The 19,368-nt window shown below is 62.5% G+C and carries 19 protein-coding genes; 10 read left to right on the forward strand and 9 right to left on the reverse strand.

Translation table 11 applies throughout. The features are described 5' to 3' along the window. Window positions 1-21: 21 nt before the first annotated feature. The 5 genes from UW3_RS0105080 to UW3_RS0105100 form a co-directional block, all read right to left on the reverse strand. Entirely contained in the window at window positions 22-1,263 is a 1,242-nt protein-coding gene (locus UW3_RS0105080; RefSeq protein WP_010221209.1) for an SfnB family sulfur acquisition oxidoreductase, read from the reverse strand. A 276-nt stretch (window positions 1,264-1,539) separates the two neighbouring features. Further along, window positions 1,540-2,301: an L-cystine ABC transporter ATP-binding protein TcyN gene (gene tcyN, locus UW3_RS0105085; protein WP_010221210.1), complete on the reverse strand. Its 762-nt coding sequence runs from the start codon at window positions 2,299-2,301 to the stop codon at window positions 1,540-1,542. Window positions 2,302-2,304: 3 nt separating this feature from the next. Then, a complete protein-coding gene (gene tcyL, locus UW3_RS0105090) occupies window positions 2,305-2,970 on the reverse strand; it encodes a cystine ABC transporter permease (RefSeq protein ID WP_010221211.1) in 666 nt (221 codons plus the stop codon). Next, entirely contained in the window at window positions 2,970-3,770 is an 801-nt protein-coding gene (tcyJ, locus tag UW3_RS0105095; RefSeq protein WP_010221212.1) for a cystine ABC transporter substrate-binding protein, read from the reverse strand. Before tcyJ ends, tcyL begins: the two co-directional genes overlap by 1 nt. Window positions 3,771-3,875: 105 nt before the next feature. After that, entirely contained in the window at window positions 3,876-4,874 is a 999-nt protein-coding gene (locus UW3_RS0105100) for a D-cysteine desulfhydrase (protein ID WP_010221213.1), read from the reverse strand. 193 nt (window positions 4,875-5,067) lie between these two features. On the opposite strand from UW3_RS0105100, the gene epsC reads away from it, so the two are divergent. Both epsC and betT read left to right on the forward strand, forming a co-directional pair. Next, window positions 5,068-6,000: a serine O-acetyltransferase EpsC gene (gene epsC / locus UW3_RS0105105; RefSeq protein WP_010221214.1), complete on the forward strand. Its 933-nt coding sequence runs from the start codon at window positions 5,068-5,070 to the stop codon at window positions 5,998-6,000. A 212-nt stretch (window positions 6,001-6,212) separates the two neighbouring features. Then, window positions 6,213-8,174 carry a choline transporter BetT gene (gene betT, locus UW3_RS0105110; RefSeq protein ID WP_174242344.1) on the forward strand — a complete coding sequence of 654 codons (1,962 nt, stop codon included), beginning with the start codon at window positions 6,213-6,215 and terminating at the stop codon, window positions 8,172-8,174. A gap of 87 nt (window positions 8,175-8,261) precedes the next feature. On the opposite strand, the gene tauD is transcribed toward betT, so the two are convergent. From tauD to tauA, 4 genes are read right to left on the reverse strand one after another with little or no spacing between them, the layout of a single operon-like run. Next, window positions 8,262-9,095: a taurine dioxygenase gene (gene tauD, locus UW3_RS0105115; RefSeq protein WP_010221216.1), complete on the reverse strand. Its 834-nt coding sequence runs from the start codon at window positions 9,093-9,095 to the stop codon at window positions 8,262-8,264. Window positions 9,096-9,114: 19 nt separating this feature from the next. Continuing rightward, window positions 9,115-9,954 (reverse strand): taurine ABC transporter permease TauC, encoded by an 840-nt coding sequence (gene tauC, locus UW3_RS0105120; RefSeq protein WP_010221217.1) that lies wholly within the window; start codon window positions 9,952-9,954, stop codon window positions 9,115-9,117. Next, window positions 9,951-10,745 (reverse strand): taurine ABC transporter ATP-binding subunit, encoded by a 795-nt coding sequence (gene tauB / locus UW3_RS0105125; protein WP_010221218.1) that lies wholly within the window; start codon window positions 10,743-10,745, stop codon window positions 9,951-9,953. The genes tauC and tauB overlap by 4 nt, the downstream gene beginning before the upstream one ends. Window positions 10,746-10,760: 15 nt before the next feature. Continuing rightward, window positions 10,761-11,738: a taurine ABC transporter substrate-binding protein gene (tauA, locus tag UW3_RS0105130; RefSeq protein WP_010221219.1), complete on the reverse strand. Its 978-nt coding sequence runs from the start codon at window positions 11,736-11,738 to the stop codon at window positions 10,761-10,763. A gap of 553 nt (window positions 11,739-12,291) precedes the next feature. Here tauA and UW3_RS0105135 point away from each other — a divergent pair. The 8 genes from UW3_RS0105135 to UW3_RS0105170 all read left to right on the forward strand — a co-directional run bounded on the left by UW3_RS0105135 (window position 12,292) and on the right by UW3_RS0105170 (window position 19,349). Continuing rightward, window positions 12,292-13,623, forward strand: a complete 1,332-nt coding sequence (locus tag UW3_RS0105135; protein WP_010221220.1) for an OprD family porin — start codon at window positions 12,292-12,294, stop codon at window positions 13,621-13,623. A gap of 157 nt (window positions 13,624-13,780) precedes the next feature. After that, on the forward strand, window positions 13,781-14,419 hold the full coding sequence (locus UW3_RS0105140) for a peroxiredoxin (protein ID WP_010221221.1): 639 nt from the start codon (window positions 13,781-13,783) through the stop codon (window positions 14,417-14,419). Between the two features lie 222 nt (window positions 14,420-14,641). Further along, window positions 14,642-15,235 carry an NADPH-dependent FMN reductase gene (gene ssuE / locus UW3_RS0105145; RefSeq protein ID WP_010221222.1) on the forward strand — a complete coding sequence of 198 codons (594 nt, stop codon included), beginning with the start codon at window positions 14,642-14,644 and terminating at the stop codon, window positions 15,233-15,235. A gap of 92 nt (window positions 15,236-15,327) precedes the next feature. After that, a complete protein-coding gene (locus UW3_RS0105150) occupies window positions 15,328-16,293 on the forward strand; it encodes a sulfonate ABC transporter substrate-binding protein (protein WP_010221223.1) in 966 nt (321 codons plus the stop codon). Between the two features lie 58 nt (window positions 16,294-16,351). Further along, entirely contained in the window at window positions 16,352-17,500 is a 1,149-nt protein-coding gene (ssuD, locus tag UW3_RS0105155) for an FMNH2-dependent alkanesulfonate monooxygenase (RefSeq protein WP_010221224.1), read from the forward strand. A 10-nt stretch (window positions 17,501-17,510) separates the two neighbouring features. Beyond that, a complete protein-coding gene (gene ssuC, locus UW3_RS0105160; protein ID WP_010221225.1) occupies window positions 17,511-18,305 on the forward strand; it encodes an aliphatic sulfonate ABC transporter permease SsuC in 795 nt (264 codons plus the stop codon). Next, a complete protein-coding gene (gene ssuB / locus UW3_RS0105165; RefSeq protein ID WP_010221226.1) occupies window positions 18,302-19,114 on the forward strand; it encodes an aliphatic sulfonates ABC transporter ATP-binding protein in 813 nt (270 codons plus the stop codon). Before ssuC ends, ssuB begins: the two co-directional genes overlap by 4 nt. Window positions 19,115-19,133: 19 nt before the next feature. After that, on the forward strand, window positions 19,134-19,349 hold the full coding sequence (locus UW3_RS0105170; protein WP_010221227.1) for a TOBE domain-containing protein: 216 nt from the start codon (window positions 19,134-19,136) through the stop codon (window positions 19,347-19,349). Window positions 19,350-19,368: the final 19 nt, after the last annotated feature.

Consider the following 19,368-nt stretch of genomic DNA (forward strand, 5'->3'; position numbering starts at 1 on the left):
AACAGGGCTCCAGTGGTCTGGTCAAATCCAGGAGTGCCGGGCAGGCAAGGTACCGTTGAGGTGATAGGCACCGACGGCGTGGTATTTCCAGCGCACCGGGTCGTGCAGGGTGTGCACGCGGGCATTGCGCCAATGCCGGTCGAGGTTGAACTCGGCCAGGGTGGCGCGGCTGCCGGAGAGTTCGAAGAGCTTCTCGCTGGCCTGCAGGGCGATCTCGGTGGTCAGCACCTTGGCTTCGGCCACGGCGATCGAGGCGCGGGCGGCAGCGGCGGCGTCGACCGGCGCGGCGTTGACTTCGTCGAGCACTCGCGCGGCTTTGCTCAGCAGCGCCTGGGCAGCATGCAGCTCAAGCTGCAGGCGACCGACATCGGCGATCACGTAGAGATCGTCACTGGCGCGCTCGACCTTGGCGTCGATCCACGGCCGGGCTTTTTCGCGGACAAAAACGATGGTGTCGGCAATTGCCGCTTCAGCGATACCGGCATCGATGGCCGCCTGGATCAGTTGCGAAGCGGCGCCCTGAATGTTCGCGACTTCGCCTTGCTTCCAGGTGTCGATCACCAGCTCTGCATCGACCTGCACCTTGTCCAGCAGCACGGTGCCGCTGGCGGTGGTGCGCTGGCCGAAACCGGACCAGTCATCGACGATGCGCAAGCCCGGGGTGCCACGGCGGACGAAGGCCATGACCTGGCGACCGTCGTCGTTCAGTGCCTTGACCGCCACCCAGTGGGCAAACAGGGCGCCGGTGGAATAGAACTTCTGGCCGCTGAGCACATAGTGATCGCCCTCGCGGGTGATCCGCGCCTTGAGGTCCAGGGTGTGCTTGGTACCGCGCTCCGGCCCGGCATTGCCGATGCGCCAGCCGTCGAGCACCGATTTGAACAGCAATTCTTTTTGCCGCTCAGAGGCGGTGCCTTTGAGCAGTTGCAGGATGCCGAACTGGTTCTGCGGGATCTGCCCCAGCGCCGGGTCGGCGGCGCTGATGATGCGAAATACTTCGGCGATGGTGACAAACGACACCTGCGCGCCACCAAAGGCCCGCGGGATGCTGATGCTGCCCAGGCCGCTGCGGGTGAACTGTTCGATTTCTGCCCAGGGCAGCTTGCGTTGCTGGTCGCGTTTGGCCGCCTGGGTGCGGGCTACCTCGGCCAGCGCATGGGCTGCCTGCAGGGCTTGCTCGTCGTTGCTCAGCACCTTGGCCGGCAACAGCAGCGGGGCGCTGTCCAGGTCGCTGTGGACTGTGGTTTCTGCCAGATTGGACATCAGTACCGCTCCTTGGCTGCACTCAATGCCCTGGCGTTACGCACTGGGGTGATTGTGTTCCTGACCATACCTACCTCACGAATTGAAAACGTCGGCGCGGGGTGCGGCGACAAAATTGCGCTGGTCCGGTGGTCCGGTTCATATACCCTAATAGCGTATAAAAATTAAATAAACTAACTTTTAGGAATAAATATAGAAGTACTTGGCGGTCGCTGGATGAACGCCTGCCGGGGCAGGGCAGGCGCTGTCAGCGAGGCGGGGAGGGCAGGGAAAAACTCAGTAGCCGGTGTTCTGGGTACCGAGAAATTTACTCAGGAACTGACGGGTGCGTTGCTCCTTGGGATGGGCAAACAGTGCCTTGGCTTCGCCCTGTTCGACGATCACGCCCTTGTCGAAGAAGATCACCCGGTTGGCTACATCGCGGGCAAAACTCATCTCGTGGGTGACGATGATCATGGTGCGTTTTTCTTCGGCCAGGCTGCGGATGGTCGCCAGCACTTCGCCGACCAGTTCCGGGTCGAGTGCCGAAGTCGGTTCGTCGAAGAGGATCACCTCCGGCTCCATCGCCAGAGCCCGGGCTATCGCTACCCGCTGTTGCTGACCACCGGACAGCTTGCGTGGGTAGGAGGCCTCCTTGCCGGCCAGGCCAACCTTGGCCAGCAGCGTCATGCCCAGGGCCACGGCCTGTTCGCGCGGTGTCTTCTTGACCACCAGCGGGCCTTCGATGACGTTTTCCAGCGCCGTGCGATGGGGGAACAGGTTGAAGTTCTGAAAGACGAACCCGACCTCCTGGCGCAAGCGGCGGATCAGCCCGCTCTGCTGGCCGAGCGGGCGGTTGGCGTCGATCTCCACGTTGCCGACCTTGATGCGCCCGCTGCTGGGGGTTTCCAGCAGGTTCAGGCAACGCAGGAAGGTGGTCTTGCCGGAACCGCTGGGGCCGATGATGGCGATCACTTCGCCGGCCTCGACCGTCAGGCTGATGTCATCGAGCACGGTCTGGCCGTTGAACTGCTTGCTCAGGCGTTGTACCTCGATCATGCCTCAGGACTCCTGGTCGTGTCGGTTGACCCGCGCTTCCAGGCGGTTCTGCAGGTGTGCGAGAACGCTGGCCAGCACCCAGTAGATCAGTGCGGCGGCAAGGTACATGGTGAAGATTTCGAAGGTGCGCGCGGTAATCAGCTGCGCCTGGCGGAACAGCTCCGGCACCTGGATGGTGGCAGCCAGGGCGGTGTCCTTGACCAGCGAGATGAAGCTGTTGCCCAGTGGCGGCAAGGCCGTGCGTGCCGCCTGCGGCAGGATCGCCCGGCGCATGGCCTGGCCACGGGTCATGCCGATGCTGGCGGCGGCCTCCCACTGGCCGCGGTCGATGGAACTGATCGCGGCACGCAGGATTTCACAGGCGTAGGCGGCCATGTTCAGCGAGAAGCCGATCAGCGCCGCCGGCAGCGGGTCCAGTTCGATGCCCAGCTGCGGCAGGCCGTAGTAGATCACGAACAGTTGCACCAGCAACGGCGTGCCGCGAAAGAACGAGACATAGACCCGCGCTGTCCAGCTCAGCGGCCTGAGCGCCGACAGGCGCATCAGCGCCAGGCAGAAACCCAGCAGCAGGCCAAAGAACATCCCGCCCAGGCTGAGGATTACCGTGTAGTACGCGCCCCTGAGCAGGAAGGGCGCGGACTCTATGGCGAGTTGGAAAGCTTCTTCCATTATTGAGTGACGTCAGCGTTGAAGTACTTTTCCGAAAGCTTTTTCAGCGTGCCGTCGGCGCGCAGCTTGTCGATCGCCTTGTTCACGGCTTCCAGCAGTTCAGGCTCGCCCTTGCGCAGGGCAATACCGGCTTCCTGACGCGAGAACGCGTCACCGGCGGCGGCAGTGTCCTTGGCTTTCTTGGCGTATTCCAGAGCGGCCAGGCGGTCGATCAGGATGGCGTCGATACGGCCGACACGCAGGTCCTGGAACTTGGTCGGATCGTCTTCGTATGTGCGCACGTCAGCGGTCGGTACATTGGCTTTGACCCACTCTTCGTAGTTGGTGCCCAGGCCTACCCCGACCTTCTTGCCGCCCAGGTCGGCAGCGGACCTGATATTGAGCTCATCCTTCTTCTTGGTCAGCACCAGCGCCTGAATCCCGGAAACGGTATAGGGCTTGGAGAAGTCGTATTTCTTCTTGCGCTCTTCAGAGATGGTCACCTGGTTGACCACCGCGTCCAGGCGCTTGGACTCCAGGGCGGCGAGGATGCCGTCCCACTTGGTCGGTTGCAGCTTGACCTTGACCCCCAGCTCCTTGGCCAGGGCCTCGGAGAGTTCCACTTCGAAGCCGGTCAGCTTGCCGTCGGCATCGACGAAGCTGAACGGTGGATAGGTGCCTTCAAGGCCGACGTTGATCACGCCCTTGTCCTTGATCTGCTGCAGTTGTTCACCAGCCACAGCTTGGCTGAGCATACTGGCCCCGAGCAGCAGGCCCAGGCCGGCGGCGACTGCCTGTTTACCGAAAGCGGAAATCTTCATGGTTAGCCCCAGTGTTGTTGTGAGTGTGGCGCTGACTATAGGGTGACGCTTTTAGTCTTAAAAATAATATAAATTCATGTTCTTATATTATTTTCAAATAAAAAGTTATCCGTTCCAGACCTCAGGGTAGGCGAATAATGCCGGTGCCCCACCGGTATGCAGAAAAATCAGCGGGCCGTCATCGAATCGCTGGCGGGCGATGCCATCGATCAGCCCGGCCATGGCCTTGCCGGTATACACCGGGTCGAGCAGCAAGCCTTCCTGGCTGGCCAGCAGGCGGATGGCGGCGAGGGTGCCGGCGTTAGGCTCGCCATAGCGCGGGGCGAAGTACTCATCCCACAGTTCGATCTTGAAGGTCGCTGGCAAGCGCACGCCCAGCAGCTCGGCGGTACGTTCGGCCAGGCCCTGGACTTTCGGCCGCTGGTCCTCGTCGCTGCGCGACACGGTCACGCCGATCACCGGCAGGTTCGGCAGTTTTTCCGCCAGGGCGATGGCCAGGCCGCTGTGGGTACCGGCGCTGCCGGAGGCCAGCACCACCCCGGCGAACTGTTCACCGCAATGTTCGATCTGCTTCGCCAGTTCAAGGCCGGCACGCACATAACCCAAGGCACCGAGTGCGTTGGAGCCGCCAATCGGCACGATGTAGGGTTTGCGGCCGCTGGCGTGCAGGCGCACGGCCAGGGCTTGCAGCTGCTCATCGGCATTGTCGAGGTTGTCGACCAACTCGACCTTGGCATCGAACAGCTCCAGCAACAGGCGGTTGCCGTTGTGCTGGTAGTTGGGTGAGTCAGTGCCGATGGGGTTTTCCAGCAGGGCCACGCAGGCAAGGCCCAGTTGCGCGGCCAGCGCCGCAGTCTGGCGCACATGGTTGGACTGGATCGCACCGGCGGTCACCAGGGTGTCGGCGCCCTTGGCCAAGGCATCGGCGGCCAGGTATTCGAGCTTGCGTACTTTGTTGCCGCCTAGCGCCAACGGCGTGCAGTCGTCACGTTTGACGTAGATATCACGGCCGGCCCAGGCCGAGAGCCGATGCAGTTTTTCCAGCGCGGTGGGGGCGCCAAGCAGGTCCAGACGATTGAAGCGGGCGAGCTGTCGGTCGATCATGGGGTCACGTCGGCTAGGGAAAATTCGACTATAGGCAGCCCGGGGCACGCGGGCAACTCCCCGGCTTATGCCGCCTTTATTGCTTTCTGGAATAAAGCGTTATTTTTTCCGCCGTGGGAATTTGCCGTAGAGTAATCAGCAATTGCGGCGGCACTACCATCCACCGACCGCCGCTGCAGCAGGAGAGGTAACCGTGAGCGACAACGCGCAAACAGGGCATTGGCAGCTGCAAACCATCGTCGGCCAGCTGCGTGCCGCCCGCGACCAGTGGCGTAGCAGTAACGGTCGCAGCAGCGGCGAACAGGGCGGCCGCGAGCTGCCGTCACGCGAAGCCATGCGGCATATTCTCGAACAGCTGTGTGGCGCGTTGTTCCCCATGCGCCTGGGCCCGGTCGACCTGCGTGAAGAAAGCGAAGACTTCTATGTTGGCCATACCCTCGATGCCGCGCTGACCGCCTTGCTCGCCCAGGCGCGCCTGGAACTGCGCTACGTGGCGCGCCAGGGCAAACAGGCCACGGCTGAAATCGATGCCAAGGCGCTGCGCCTGATCCAGGATTTTGCCGCCGCCTTGCCGGGCCTGCGCAGCATCCTCGATACCGATGTGCTGGCGGCCTTCCATGGTGACCCGGCGGCGCGCAGCGTTGATGAAGTGCTGCTGTGCTACCCGGGCATCCTTGCGGTGATTCACCACCGCCTGGCCCATCACCTGTACCGCGCCGGCCTGCCGTTGCTGGCACGGATCAGTTCGGAGCTGGCCCATTCGGCCACCGGCATTGACATTCACCCCGGCGCGCAGATCGGTCCGAGCTTCTTCATCGACCACGGTACCGGTGTGGTGATCGGCGAAACGGCGATCATCGGCGAGCGGGTACGCATCTATCAGGCCGTCACCCTGGGCGCCAAGCGCTTCCCGGCGGATGAGGACGGGCAGTTGCAGAAAGGCCATCCGCGCCACCCGATTGTCGAGGACGACGTGGTGATTTATGCCGGTGCGACTATTCTGGGACGCATCACCATCGGCAAGGGTTCGACCATCGGCGGCAACGTCTGGCTGACCCGCAGCGTGGCCCCGGGCAGCAACCTGACCCAGGCCAATCTGCAGCATGATGACGGGACCCAGAAGTAGGCGACCCGAAGCTTGGCTTGCGGCAACGGGTCGCATCGCGACCCCCATCCATGTTTAACTTGAACGCTTGTTCAAGTTAAAACGGTGGTCCGCTGCCGGTGTTCAACAGGAGGAAACCCTTTGCTGAACCCGTTCAATCCAAGCTTCTCCCCCCTCGGCGGGGTGCACAATCGATGAGTGCACCCAGCCCCGTCTCCAGCGGCAAGATCCGCATGAACCCGCCGGTTTTCTACTTCGCGGCAAGCTTTATCCTGATATTCGGCCTGGTGGTCATCAGCAATCCGCAAGCGGCCGGCGAGTGGTTGCTGGCAGCGCAGAACTGGGCGGCCAACACCGTTGGCTGGTACTACATGCTGGCGATGACGCTGTATCTGGTCTTCGTGGTGGTCACCGCCTTGTCTGGCTACGGCAAGATCAAGCTCGGTGCCGACCACGACGAGCCCGAGTTCAGCTACCTGTCCTGGGCCGGCATGCTGTTCGCAGCGGGTATCAGCATTACCCTGTTCTTCTTCTGCGTCTCCGAACCCCTGACGCACATGCTCCAGCCGCCGCAAGGCGAGGCCGGCACGGTCGAGGCCGGGCGCCAGGCGATGCAGTTGCTGTTCCTGCACTGGGGCCTGCATGGCTGGGGGGTGTTCGCGTTTGTCGGCATGGCCCTGGCCTATTTCGCCTACCGGCATAACTTGCCGCTGGCCCTGCGCTCGGCGTTGTATCCGTTGATCGGCAAGCGCATCAACGGCCCGATCGGCTATGCCGTGGACGGCTTCGGCATCATCGCCACGGTGTTCGGCCTGGGCGCCGACATGGGCTTTGGCGTGTTGCACCTCAATTCGGGCCTCGACTACCTGTTCGGCGTGCCCCATACCCAGTGGGTGCAGGTGATCCTCATCACCCTGATGATGGGCGCGGCGGTCGCCGTGGCAGTTGCCGGGGTCGAGAAGGGCGTGCGGGTGATGTCCGATATCAACATGTTCCTGGCCTGCGCGCTGCTGCTGTTCGTGTTGTTCGCCGGGCCCACCCAGCACCTGTTCAACACCTTGATCCAGAACCTCGGCGACTACCTCGGCGCCTTGCCGCGCAAGAGCTTCGATGTCTATGCCTACAACCAGGCCAATGAGTGGCTGGGTGGCTGGACCGTGTTCTACTGGGCCTGGTGGATTGCCTGGGCGCCGTTTGTCGGCCTGTTCATCGCGCGGATTTCCCGCGGCCGGACCATTCGCGAGTTCGTCTTCGGCGTGCTGCTGATCCCGCTGGGCTTCACCCTGGCGTGGATGTCGATCTTCGGCAACAGCGCCATCTCCCAGGTGCTCGACCACGGCATGACCGCGCTGGGGCAATCGGCCCTCGACAACCCGTCGATGACCCTTTACCTGCTGCTGGAAACCTACCCGTGGAGCAAGGCGGTGATTGCCGTCACGGTGTTTATCAGCTTCGTGTTCTTCGTTACCTCCGCCGACTCCGGCACCGTAGTGCTCTCGACCCTCTCGGCCAAGGGCGGCAACGCCGACGAAGATGGGCCGAACTGGCTGCGGGTGTTCTGGGGCGCGATGACCGCGCTGGTTACCAGCGCCCTGCTGTTTGCCGGCAGTATCGATTCGCTGAAGTCGGCGGTGGTGCTCACCTCGCTGCCGTTCTCGGTGATCCTGCTGTTGATGATGTGGGGGCTGCACAAGGCGTTCTACCTGGAGTCGCAACGCCAGATTGCCCAGCTGCATTCGCTGGCGCCGTTCGCCAACTCACGGCGTGGCCGCGGCGGCTGGCGTCAGCGCTTGAGCCAGGCCGTGCATTTCCCGTCACGCGATGAGGTGTACCGCTTCATGGATGACGTGGTGCGTCCGGCGATTGCCGAGGTGACTGAAGTGTTTGGCGAGAAGGGCCTGCATGTCATCACCCAGGAGGATCCGAGCCACGACAACGTCAGTTTGAAGATCGGCCATGGTGAAGAGCAGCCGTTCATTTACCAGGTGCAGATGCGCGGTTACTTCACACCGTCCTTTGCCTTGGGCGGCCTGGGTACCCAGGAGCTGAAGAATCGCCGCTACTACCGTGCCGAAGTGCACCTGAGCGAAGGCAGCCAGGATTACGACCTGGTTGGCTACAGCAAGGAGCAGATCATCAACGACATCCTCGATCAGTACGAGCGGCATATGCAGTTCTTGCATCTGGTGCGTTGATTTCTCTGGCCTCATCGCTGGCAAGCCAGCGCCCACAGGGTTTTGTGGGCGCTGGCTTGCCAGCGATGGTAGCGCCGCGATGGATCTTTAAAACGGCGCATCCCCCAGAATCGTCGCCCGGTGCATCACCCGCCGCGTCGGCCGGTAGTCGTCCACTGCGTAATGCTGGGTCACGCGGTTATCCCAGAACGCCACGTCGTTTTCCTGCCAGCGCCAGCGAATGGTGAACTCCGGGCGGGTCGCGTGAGCGAACAGCAGCTTGAGAATCGCCTCGCTTTCAGCCTCGCTCAGTTCATTGATGCGGGTGGTGAAGCCGTCGTTGACGAACAGCGCCTTGCGTCCGTTCACCGGGTGGGTACGGATCACCGGGTGCGACAGCGGTGGGTTGTTGCGCCGCGCCGCTTCCCAGCGCGCCAGATCTTCCGGGGTGGTGCCGAAGCGCTCCAGCGGGAACGACTTGGTGAAGTCGTGGGTCGCGGTGAGGCCGGCGAGCAGCTGCTGCAGCGGTGCCGACAGCGCCTCATAGGCAGCTATGCCACTGGCCCACAAAGTGTCGCCGCCGTAGGCCGGCAGTTGCTTGGCGCTGAGCACCGCACCCAGTGCCGGGGTCGGCAGGAAGGTCACATCGGTGTGCCAGATGGCGTTGTCGCGCACGTCGGTGACGGCGGTGTCGAGCACCAGCACCTGTGGCGTTTCCGGCACATTCGGGTAGATCGGGTGGATATGCAGGTCGCCAAAACGGGCGGCAAATTCGGCCTGTTGCTGTGGGTTGATCGGCTGGTCGCGGAAGAACAGCACCTGGTGCTTGAGCAGCGCCTGTTCGATGGCGTCGCGTTGTTCTTGGCTGATTTCGCGGCTGAGGTCGATGCCGCTGATGTGTGCGCCGAGGGCAGGGCTCAGCGGGGTAATGGTCAGGCTCATGGTTGTTCTCTATCCGTTGTCAATGGCTCTGGCCGTGCCAGGGCACCAGCTTGCGCTGCAGGGCACGCAAGCTCATCTCCAGGGCGAAGGCAATCAAGGCGATCACCAGGATGCCCAGCACCACCACGTCGGTTACCAGGAACTGCGCGGCCGACTGGACCATGAACCCCAGGCCGCTGGTGGCGGCGATCAGCTCGGCCGCCACCAGGGTCGACCAGCCAACACCCAGGCCGATGCGCACACCGGTAAGAATGTCGGGCAGGGCGCTGGGCAGGATCACATGGCGAATCAACTGCCAGCGCGTGGCCCCCAGCGACTGCGCGGCGCGCAGTTTGGTCGGGTCGACGGTACGCACGCCGGTAGCGGTGGCAATGGCGATCGGGGCGAAGATCGCCAGGTAGATCAGCAGCACCTTCGACAGCTCGCCAATGCCGCACCAGATCACGATCAGCGGCAGGTAAGCCAAGGGCGGAATCGGCCGGTAGAACTCGATCAGCGGGTCGAGAATGCCGCGGGCAATGCGGTTGTGGCCGATGGCGATACCAATCGGAATCGCCGTGACGATCGCCGCACCGAGAGCCAGGCCGATACGTTGCAGGCTGGCACCCAGGTGCTGCCACAAGGTTGATTCCATGTAGCCCTGGGTCAGCAGCAACCAGGCCTTGCTCAACACCGCTGCGGGTGAGGGCAGGAACAGCGGCTCGATCCATTCGGCGGCGGTGACCGCCCACCACAGCAACAGCAGTGTGGCCAGGGTCAGGCCGCTGATCCAGCGGGTGTTCAGGCTGCGCCGGAGTGTGCTCGGCGCGATTTGGCTGGTGGCACGTTTGGCCGCGACCGGGACATCCAGGCTGCTCATGCGAACTCCTGCCGCGTAACGGCACTGCGTTGGGAGAACACCCGGGCCAGCACGTGCTCGCGGGTTTCGATAAAGCGCGGATCGGACTTGATCGCGCGGGCTGATTCACCAGCGCTGTAGCGCTGGCCGAAATCCAATTGCAGGCGTTCGACGATCTGCCCAGGGTTCGGGGCCAGCAACACCAGTTCGGTGGCGAGGAACACCGCCTCTTCAATGTCGTGGGTAATCAGGAACACCGGCTTGGCGGTACGCTGCCAGACCTGCAACAGCAACTCCTGCATCTGTTCGCGGGTAAAGGCATCCAGCGCGCCGAACGGCTCGTCCATCAGCAGTACCCGCGGGTCGGCAGCCAGGGCCCGGGCCAGGCCCACGCGCTGCTTCTGGCCTCCGGACAACTGCCAGATCCGCCGGTTGGCAAACTCCGCCAGGTCGACCAGGGCGAGCATCTCGCGGGCCTTGCTTTCCCTCACGGCACGCGGCACCCCGGCCAGCTCCAGGCCGAAGGCGACGTTGGCCAGCACGTCTTGCCAGGGCAGCAGCGCATCGTCCTGGAACACCACGCCGCGCTCGGCGCCGGGGCCTTGCACCGGTACGCCGTCGAGGGTGATGCGGCCGCTGCTGGGCGCCACGAAACCGGCAATCAGGTTGAGCAACGAGGTCTTGCCGCTGCCCGAAGGGCCGAGGGCCACCAGCAATTGCTGCGGGCCCAGGCTCAGGTTGATATCGGCCAGCACCGGCTCGGCCGCGCCGGGGTACTGTGCGCTGATGCGCTCCAGTTGTAACAGGGCCATGGTCTGCTCCGAGTCTCAGTTGGCGATGAATTTGGCGCTGACGTAGGGCGCGTAGTCCGGCAGCACCGCTTCGACCTTGCCTTGCTCCTTGAGGAAGGTGGCGGTGTCGGTGATCGCCTGGGTGGTCGGTGCGCCCAGCGCTGCAACCTGGTCGGCGGCCAGCGGGAACACGTTGCCTTGCAGCAGGCCGGGGATGTCAGCCGCCTTGGCGCCAGAGAGCTTCACCAGCTTGTCGACGTTGCTCTTGTTCGCCAGCCACGCTTGCGGGTCTTTGCGGTAGTCGGCGTAGGCATCCAGGGTGACCTTGGCGAAGGCCTTGACGATCTCCGGGTGCTTGGCGGCGAAGTCCTTGCGCACGATCCAGGCGTCAAAGGTCGGTGCGCCTTTCGCGGCCAGCTCACCGGAGGTGATCAGCACCTTGCCGTTTTCCTTGGCCACGCCCAGGGCCGGGTCCCAGACGTAGGTGGCGTCGATGTCGCCGCGCTTCCAGGCGGCGATGATTGCCGGTGGTGCGAGGTTGAGGATCTGCACCTTGGCCGGGTCGATGTTCCATTGCTTGAGCGCGGCCAGCAGGCTGTAGTGACCGGTGGATACGAACGGCACGGCGATCTTCTTGCCGATCAGGTCCTGCGGCGAATTGATGCCGGCACCATCGCGGGCGACCAGGGCTTCGGCGGCGCCGATCTGGGTCGCAATCAGGAAGGTTTCCACCGGCAGCTTGCGGGTCGCGGCAGCGGCCAGCGGGCTGGAACCGAGGGAGCCGATCTGCACATCGCCAGAGGCCACGGCGGTGATCACGTCGGCGCCGCTGTCGAACTTGCGCCAGTCGATGTCAGCCTTGCTGGTTTTCTCGTAGGTACCGTCGACCTGGGCGACTTTCGCCGGGTCCACGGTGGTCTGGTAGGCCACCGTCAGGTCGGCCGCCTGGGCAAACCAGCTGGTGCCGGCCAGGGTCAGGGCGGCGAACAGGCGCAGGGGAGCATGCAGGGTCATGGTGAACTCCTTGTCAGGCGGGCGGTTGTGTTGGGGTGAAATAAGACTAGATGATCTAAGAAAGTTAAAATAAATAACTTTTTTGCATTAGCTTAGGAGCCAATTGATTTAAGGCTCTGGGAAGGTGCTGGCTTCATCGGCCTGGGCGCCAAACGTGATGCTGGTCAAGGCCGGGGCACAGGGGAAAGGCAATGATGGTCGGGCCATGGGGCTGCCCTGCCGAAAGGGGACGGTTCGACAAAGCTATGCGGTCTAAAAAGCCGCTTCCCAATACCCTTTAGGAATTAGCTTAGGTGCCGATAACGGCAGCGGAGAAAAATTTGGATCATATTCCGCAATAATCTGAAAAATTACGAAATAAGTCTTTTTGGATTTATACGATTGTCATTATCCTTCACCCCCACCGTTGGCGCATTAGACCAAAGTAGTGAAATGAATGGTTACGATTGACTAGACGGTCACCCTTTGGTGCTAATCGCCAATCGACGTCGAGCGGGACACAAAGATCCTGCCGTAAGCGACACACAAGAATTAGAACGTAGAGGAGCAAAACATGTACAAGTCCACCTTGGCACTTGCCGTGGCCGTTGGGGTTCTGGCCCAGCAAGCGGGTGCTGCCGGTTTCGTTGAAGACAGCAAGCTGTCGCTCAGTTCCCGCACCATGTATTTCGATAATGATGACCGTGAGACCGGTGGTTCCAGCAGCCGCGAGTCTGGTCAAGGTTTCAAGCTCGACTACATCTCGGGCTTCACCGAAGGTACCGTAGGCTTTGGTGTCGATGCACAAGCGCTGTGGGGTATTCATCTGGATGGTGGCCGTGGTCATCACCCGAATAACAGCACCTTCTTCCCTAGCGACACCGATGGCTCGGCTGTTGATCAGTGGGCGCGGATCGGTGCTAACGCCAAAGCGCGTTTCTCGAAAACCGAAGCTCATTTCGGTAGCGCCCTGGCACCTAACCTGCCAATCCTCGTCGCGAACGATGGCCGTCTGCTGCCGCAAACGTTTGAAGGTGGCACCATCCAGTCGAAGGAAATCGACAACCTGACCCTGAACGCCGGTCAGTTGACCCACGCCATGGGGCGTGCGTCGAGCAACCGTACTGGTCTGGCCGTTGCCGGTGGTACCCAGGATAGCAACAAGTTCCAGTTCGCCGGTGGCGACTGGAAGGTCACCAAAGAACTGACCCTGCAGTACTACTACGCGAACCTGGAAGACTACTACAAGCAGCACTTCCTGGGTCTGACTCATGTGTTCCCGATTGCTGACGACCAATCCTTCAAAACCGACCTGCGCTACTTCGACAGCCGCAGCGACGGCGCGAACGGAGACGCCACTCACTTCTTCAGCAACAACGGCGGTTATGCCAAGAACGCTGGCGAGGTCGATAACAAGACTTGGAGCGCCATCTTCACCTACACCCTGGGCGGTCACTCGTTCCTGCTCGGCCATCAACAGGTCGGCGATGACGGTGGTTTCGTCTACCTGGGCCAAGGTGATGTCGTAGATGGCCGCAATCGCAACGAAGGCAACGGCGGTTCGAGCTTCTACCTGTTCACTGACAGCATGATCAACTCCTTTGTCCGTGCTGGAGAGAACACCACTTTCGGTCAGTACGCGTATGATTTCGCACGACTGGGCGTGCCAGGCCTGAAGGCGTCGGTCAACTACCTGCGCGGTGATGACGTTCGCTATAAGTCCGGCAACGGTACTTATGACGAGTGGGAGCGCGACGCGCGTGTCGACTACGTCATTCAGGAAGGCACCTTTAAAGGCCTGGGCGCCAGTCTGCGTCATGGTGTCTACCGTGGTGAGGGTTCCGAGTCCGCTCGCGACCAGGATCAGACCCGCCTGATCTTCAACTACACTTACAACTTCATGTAAGTCGGGTTGAAACGAGAGCCTCGCCCAGTGCGAGGCTTTTTTTTGCCTGCACCAGATTAGATTTATTGGTTATAAATAAATCGATATTTATTCTTTTTGATTTTACAACGAAGCAGGCACAGTGAAGCCATAACGAACTCAGCCAAGGAGCCGCACCATGAGCCTCAGACTCGGCGATATCGCCCCCGACTTCGAACAGGATTCCAGCGCCGGCAAGATCCGCTTCCACGAATGGCTGGGCGACAGCTGGGGCGTGCTGTTCTCTCACCCGGCCGACTTTACCCCGGTGTGCACCACCGAACTGGGCTTCACTGCCAAGCTCAAAGAGCAGTTCGCCTTGCGTGGGGTCAAGGCCATCGCCCTGTCGGTGGACCCGGTGGATTCGCACCACCGCTGGATCGAAGACATCAACGAAACCCAGAACACTATCGTCAACTTCCCGATCCTGGCCGATGCCGATCGCAAAGTCTCCGACCTCTACGACCTGATTCATCCCAATGCCAGCGACACCCTGACGGTGCGTTCCTTGTTCGTCATCGACCCGAACAAGAAGATCCGTCTGACCATCACCTATCCGGCCAGCACCGGGCGCAACTTCCACGAGATCTTGCGGGTGATCGACTCGCTGCAGCTGACCGACAACCACAAGGTCGCCACCCCCGCCAACTGGCAGGACGGTGACGAGGTGGTGATCGTGCCGTCGCTCAAGGATGAAGAGGAAATCAAACGCCGCTTTCCAAAGGGTTACCGGGCGGTCAAGCCGTACCTGCGCCTGACCCCGCAACCCAATCGTTGATCTTTAGCCATAGCAGGGATTTTGGGCCGTTTACGGCCCTTTTTTTATTGCCCCAAGACCTGTAGGCGCGGGCTTGCCCCGCGATGCACTTATAGGTCAACAAGGAATAAACAAATGAAAAAATATGATTTATGGATATATATGTCGAGCTGTTAAGGTCACTCCACTCCAGCGAGAACTTCAACTCGCGGCCCTCTAGAACACGATCAAGGATGCGTTCCAATGCTGGTTGTTTCTCTCGGTGGTAGTCCCAGCCTGCGTTCGCGCTCCGGCGTCCTGCTTGAGCGCAGCCGCCAGTGGCTGCAAGGCCAGGGCGTGGAAGTGGTGACTTTCCAGGTGCGGGATTTTCCGGCCGAAGACCTGCTCCATGCGCGCTTCGACAGCCCCAAGGTGCAGCACTTTCTGCAATTGGTAGAACAGGCCGATGGCCTGGTGGTTGCTACCCCGGTGTACAAGGCCTCGTTCGCCGGTGCGCTGAAAACCCTGCTCGACCTGCTGCCCGAGCGTGCCCTGAGCCACAAGGTGGTGCTGCCGATCGCAACCGGCGGCAGCATCGCCCATATGCTCGCGGTGGATTACGCGCTCAAGCCGGTGCTGTCGGCACTCAAGGCCGAGGAAACCCTGCAAGGGATCTTCGCCGACGACAGCCAGATCGCCTACGGCGAAGGCAGCGCCGCCGCGCAACTGGCGCCGGCCCTGGAGCAGCGTCTGCTCGAATCGCTGGAACTGTTTCACCGCGCCCTGGCGCGTCGCCCCAAGCCGGTTGCGCCGGGCGTGTTGAATGAACGTCTGCTCAGTGCTCGCTGGAGCATCTGAGGCGTACCACCCGCTACCTGTAATTCCCACCTTACTCGCCCGCCAACGGGCAAGCAGGTGCAGCCTGAACCCCAACAGCAAAGGAGAGCGCTATGCGCACTGTCATTTTGCGTCGTGGTCTGGTCGCTCTGTTTGCTGCGGCTGTGTCCTTCGGCGCCATTACTCAAGCCCAGGCTGAAAGCCTGCGTATCGGTTACCAGAAGTACGGCACCCTGGTGCTGCTCAAGGCCAAGGGCACGCTGGAAAAGCGCCTTGCCGCCCAGGGCGTGCAGGTGCAATGGACTGAATTCCCAGGTGGCCCGCAGCTGCTCGAAGGCTTGAACGTCGGCTCGATCGACTTCGGGGTAACCGGTGAAACACCGCCGGTGTTCGCCCAGGCCGCTGGCGCTGACCTGCTTTATGTCGCCTACGAGCCGCCAGCGCCGCACAGCGAAGCCATCCTGGTGCCCAAAGGGTCGCCGATTCAGTCGGTGAAGGAACTCAAGGGCAAGAAGGTCGCGCTGAACAAAGGCTCCAACGTGCACTATCTGCTGGTCCGCGCCCTGGAAGACGCCGGCCTCAAGTACAGCGACATCCAGCCAGTGTTCCTGCCGCCCGCCGATGCCCGCGCCGCCTTCGAGCGTGGCAGCGTCGATGCCTGGGTGATCTGGGACCCGTACCAGGCCGCTGCCGAGCAGCAGTTGCAGGCACGCACCCTGCGTGATGGCCAGGGCATCGTCGACAACCATCAGTTCTACCTGGCGACCAAGCCCTACGCGCAGAAGCACCCTGAAGTGATCAGCGCCTTGGTCGATGAAGTGCGCGCAGTGGGCGAGTGGTCCAAGGCCAACCCACAGGAAGTCACCGACCAGGTCGCGCCGCTGCTCGGCCTGCCTGCCGACATCACCCTGACCTCGGTCAAGCGCCAGGGCTACGGCGCCGCTTTCCTTACCCCGGAAGTGATCGCCGCCCAGCAGAAGATCGCCGACACCTTCAAGACGCTCAAGTTGATTCCCAAGCCGTTGAGCATCAAGGACGTGATCTGGACTCCGCCGGCCAAAGTCGCCAGCGCCCCTTGACGATTTGCCCGCGCCGGGGCGCCGCCCCGGTCTGCGCCACCCCTAGGAGACAACTCCAATGAGCCTCAACGTATTCTGGTTTCTTCCGACCCATGGCGATGGCCATTACCTTGGCACCGCCGAAGGCGCGCGCGCAGTCGATCACGGCTACCTGCAGCAGATCGCCCAGGCGGCAGACCGCCTCGGCTTTGGCGGCGTGCTGATCCCGACCGGGCGTTCCTGCGAGGACTCCTGGCTGGTCGCCGCTTCGCTGATTCCGGTGACCCAGCGCCTGAAGTTCCTGGTGGCCCTGCGTCCGGGGATCATTTCGCCGACCGTGGCGGCGCGTCAGGCAGCAACCCTGGATCGCCTTTCCGGTGGCCGGGCCTTGTTCAACCTGGTGACCGGTGGCGATCCGGAAGAGCTCTCCGGTGACGGCTTGTTCCTCAGCCACGAAGAGCGCTACCAGGCCTCGGTGGAATTCACCCGCATCTGGCGCCGGGTGCTGGAAGGCGAAACCGTCGACTACGACGGCCAGCACATACAGGTCAAAGGCGCCAAGCTGCTCTATCCGCCGATCCAGCAGCCGCGTCCGCCGCTGTACTTTGGCGGCTCTTCGGAGGCCGCGCAGGACCTGGCAGCCGAACAGGTCGAGTTGTACCTGACCTGGGGCGAGCCGCCGGCAGCGGTGGCGGAGAAGATCGAACAGGTGCGCGCCAAGGCCGCCAAGCAAGGCCGTACTGTGCGTTTCGGCATTCGTCTGCACGTGATCGTGCGTGAAACCAACGCCGAAGCCTGGCAGGCCGCCGAGCGGCTGATTTCGCACCTGGACGACGACACCATTGCCCGGGCCCAGGCCTCGCTGGCGCGCTTCGATTCGGTCGGCCAGCAACGCATGGCCGCGCTGCATGGCGGCAACCGCGACAATCTGGAAGTCAGCCCCAACCTCTGGGCCGGTGTCGGTCTGGTGCGTGGCGGTGCCGGTACAGCGCTGGTCGGCGACGGCCCGACCGTGGCCGAACGGGTCAAGGAATACGCGGCGCTGGGCATCGACACCTTCATTTTCTCCGGTTATCCCCACCTGGAAGAGTCGTACCGGGTCGCCGAGCTGCTGTTCCCGCACCTGGATGTGGAGCGCCCGGAGCTGCCGAAAAGCGGTGGCTACGTGAGCCCGTTCGGCGAGATGGTCGCCAACGACATCCTGCCCAAATCCTCGGCGCAGCGCTGAGGGCCGGGCCATGAGTCGTTCATCCACTCCCTGGCAGCAACGCCTGGCGCCCTGGGCGCTGCCGTTGCTGTTGTTGGCGGTCTGGCAACTGGCAGTCAGCCTCGGCTGGCTGTCGACGCGGATCCTGCCGGCGCCGAGCGCGGTATTGAGCGCCGGCGTCGAGCTGGTGCGCAGTGGCGAGATCTGGACCCACCTGGCAATCAGCGGCTGGCGGGCAGCCGTCGGCTTTCTGATCGGTGGCGCCATCGGCCTGGCGCTGGGCTTTATCACCGGCCTGTCGAAATGGGGCGAGCGCCTGCTCGACAGCTCGGTGCAGATGATTCGCAACGTGCCGCACCTGGCGCTGATCCCGCTGGTGATCCTGTGGTTCGGCATCGATGAGTCGGCGAAGATTTTCCTGGTGGCCCTGGGCACCTTGTTCCCGATTTACCTGAACACCTACCACGGCATCCGCAACGTCGATCCGGCCTTGGTGGAAATGGCCCGCAGCTATGGTTTGTCCGGCTTTGAGCTGTTTCGCCAGGTGATTCTGCCGGGCGCCTTGCCATCGATCCTGGTCGGTGTGCGCTTTGCCCTGGGCTTCATGTGGCTGACGTTGATCGTGGCCGAAACCATTTCGGCCAACGCCGGCATCGGCTACCTGGCGATGAACGCCCGCGAGTTCCTGCAGACCGATGTGGTGGTGCTGGCCATCGTTCTCTATGCCGTGCTCGGCAAGCTTGCCGACCTGGCCGCACGCGGCCTTGAGCGAGTCTGGCTGCGCTGGCATCCGGCCTATCAACCGAGCAGGGGAGAGGGCGCATGACCATTCTCAAGGAACCACCACTGCGGCTGCTGCGCGGGATTCCGCTGGCGGCGCAGAACCTGCAGAAAACCTTCGGCCAGCGTCAGGTGCTGCGCGACATCGACCTGCACATTCCGGCCGGCCAGTTCGTCGCCATTGTCGGGCGCAGCGGCTGCGGCAAGAGCACCTTGCTGCGCTTGCTGGCCGGGCTTGAGCAACCCAGTGGCGGCGAGCTACTGGCAGGTTCTGCGCCGCTGAGCGAAGCCCAGGAAGACACCCGGCTGATGTTCCAGGAAGCGCGTTTGCTGCCGTGGAAGAAGGTCATCGACAACGTCGGCCTGGGCCTGTCGGGCAACTGGCGGCCGCGAGCCCTTGAAGCGCTGGAGGCGGTCGGCCTGGCCGAGCGTGCCAATGAATGGCCGGCGGCGTTGTCGGGCGGCCAGAAGCAGCGTGTGGCCCTGGCCCGCGCCCTTATTCACCAGCCGCGCCTGTTGCTGCTCGACGAGCCATTGGGCGCGCTGGATGCGCTGACCCGTATCGAGATGCAGCAGTTGATCGAGCGGCTGTGGCGCCAGCATGGCTTTACCGTGTTGCTGGTTACCCACGACGTCAGCGAAGCGGTGGCGGTTGCCGACCGGGTGATCCTCATCGAAGACGGCGAAGTGGGCCTGGACCTCAATGTCGACCTGCCACGCCCGCGGGTACGCGGTTCACACCGCCTGGCCGCACTGGAAACCGAAGTACTCAACCGGGTTCTGTCGATCCCGGGCACACCGCCCGAGCCGGAACCTGTCGCACCTTTGCCGACGCAATTGCGTTGGGCTCTCTGACCTGTAAGGAACCAAGCAGATGACAATCAAAGCGATCAACGTACGTAACCAGTTCAAAGGCACCGTCAAGGAAATCCTCGAAGGCCCGGTGTTGTCGGAAATCGATGTGCAAACGGCCTCGGGGATCGTCACTTCGGTGATCACCACCCGCTCGGTGCGCGAGCTGGAACTGACCATTGGCAGTGAGGTGATTGCCTTTGTGAAGTCGACAGAAGTGTCGATTGCCAAGCTCTGACTACCAGGGCAAGGCTTAG

The sequence above is a fragment of the Pseudomonas donghuensis genome, from assembly GCF_000259195.1.
Classification (GTDB): Bacteria; Pseudomonadota; Gammaproteobacteria; order Pseudomonadales; family Pseudomonadaceae; genus Aquipseudomonas; species Aquipseudomonas donghuensis.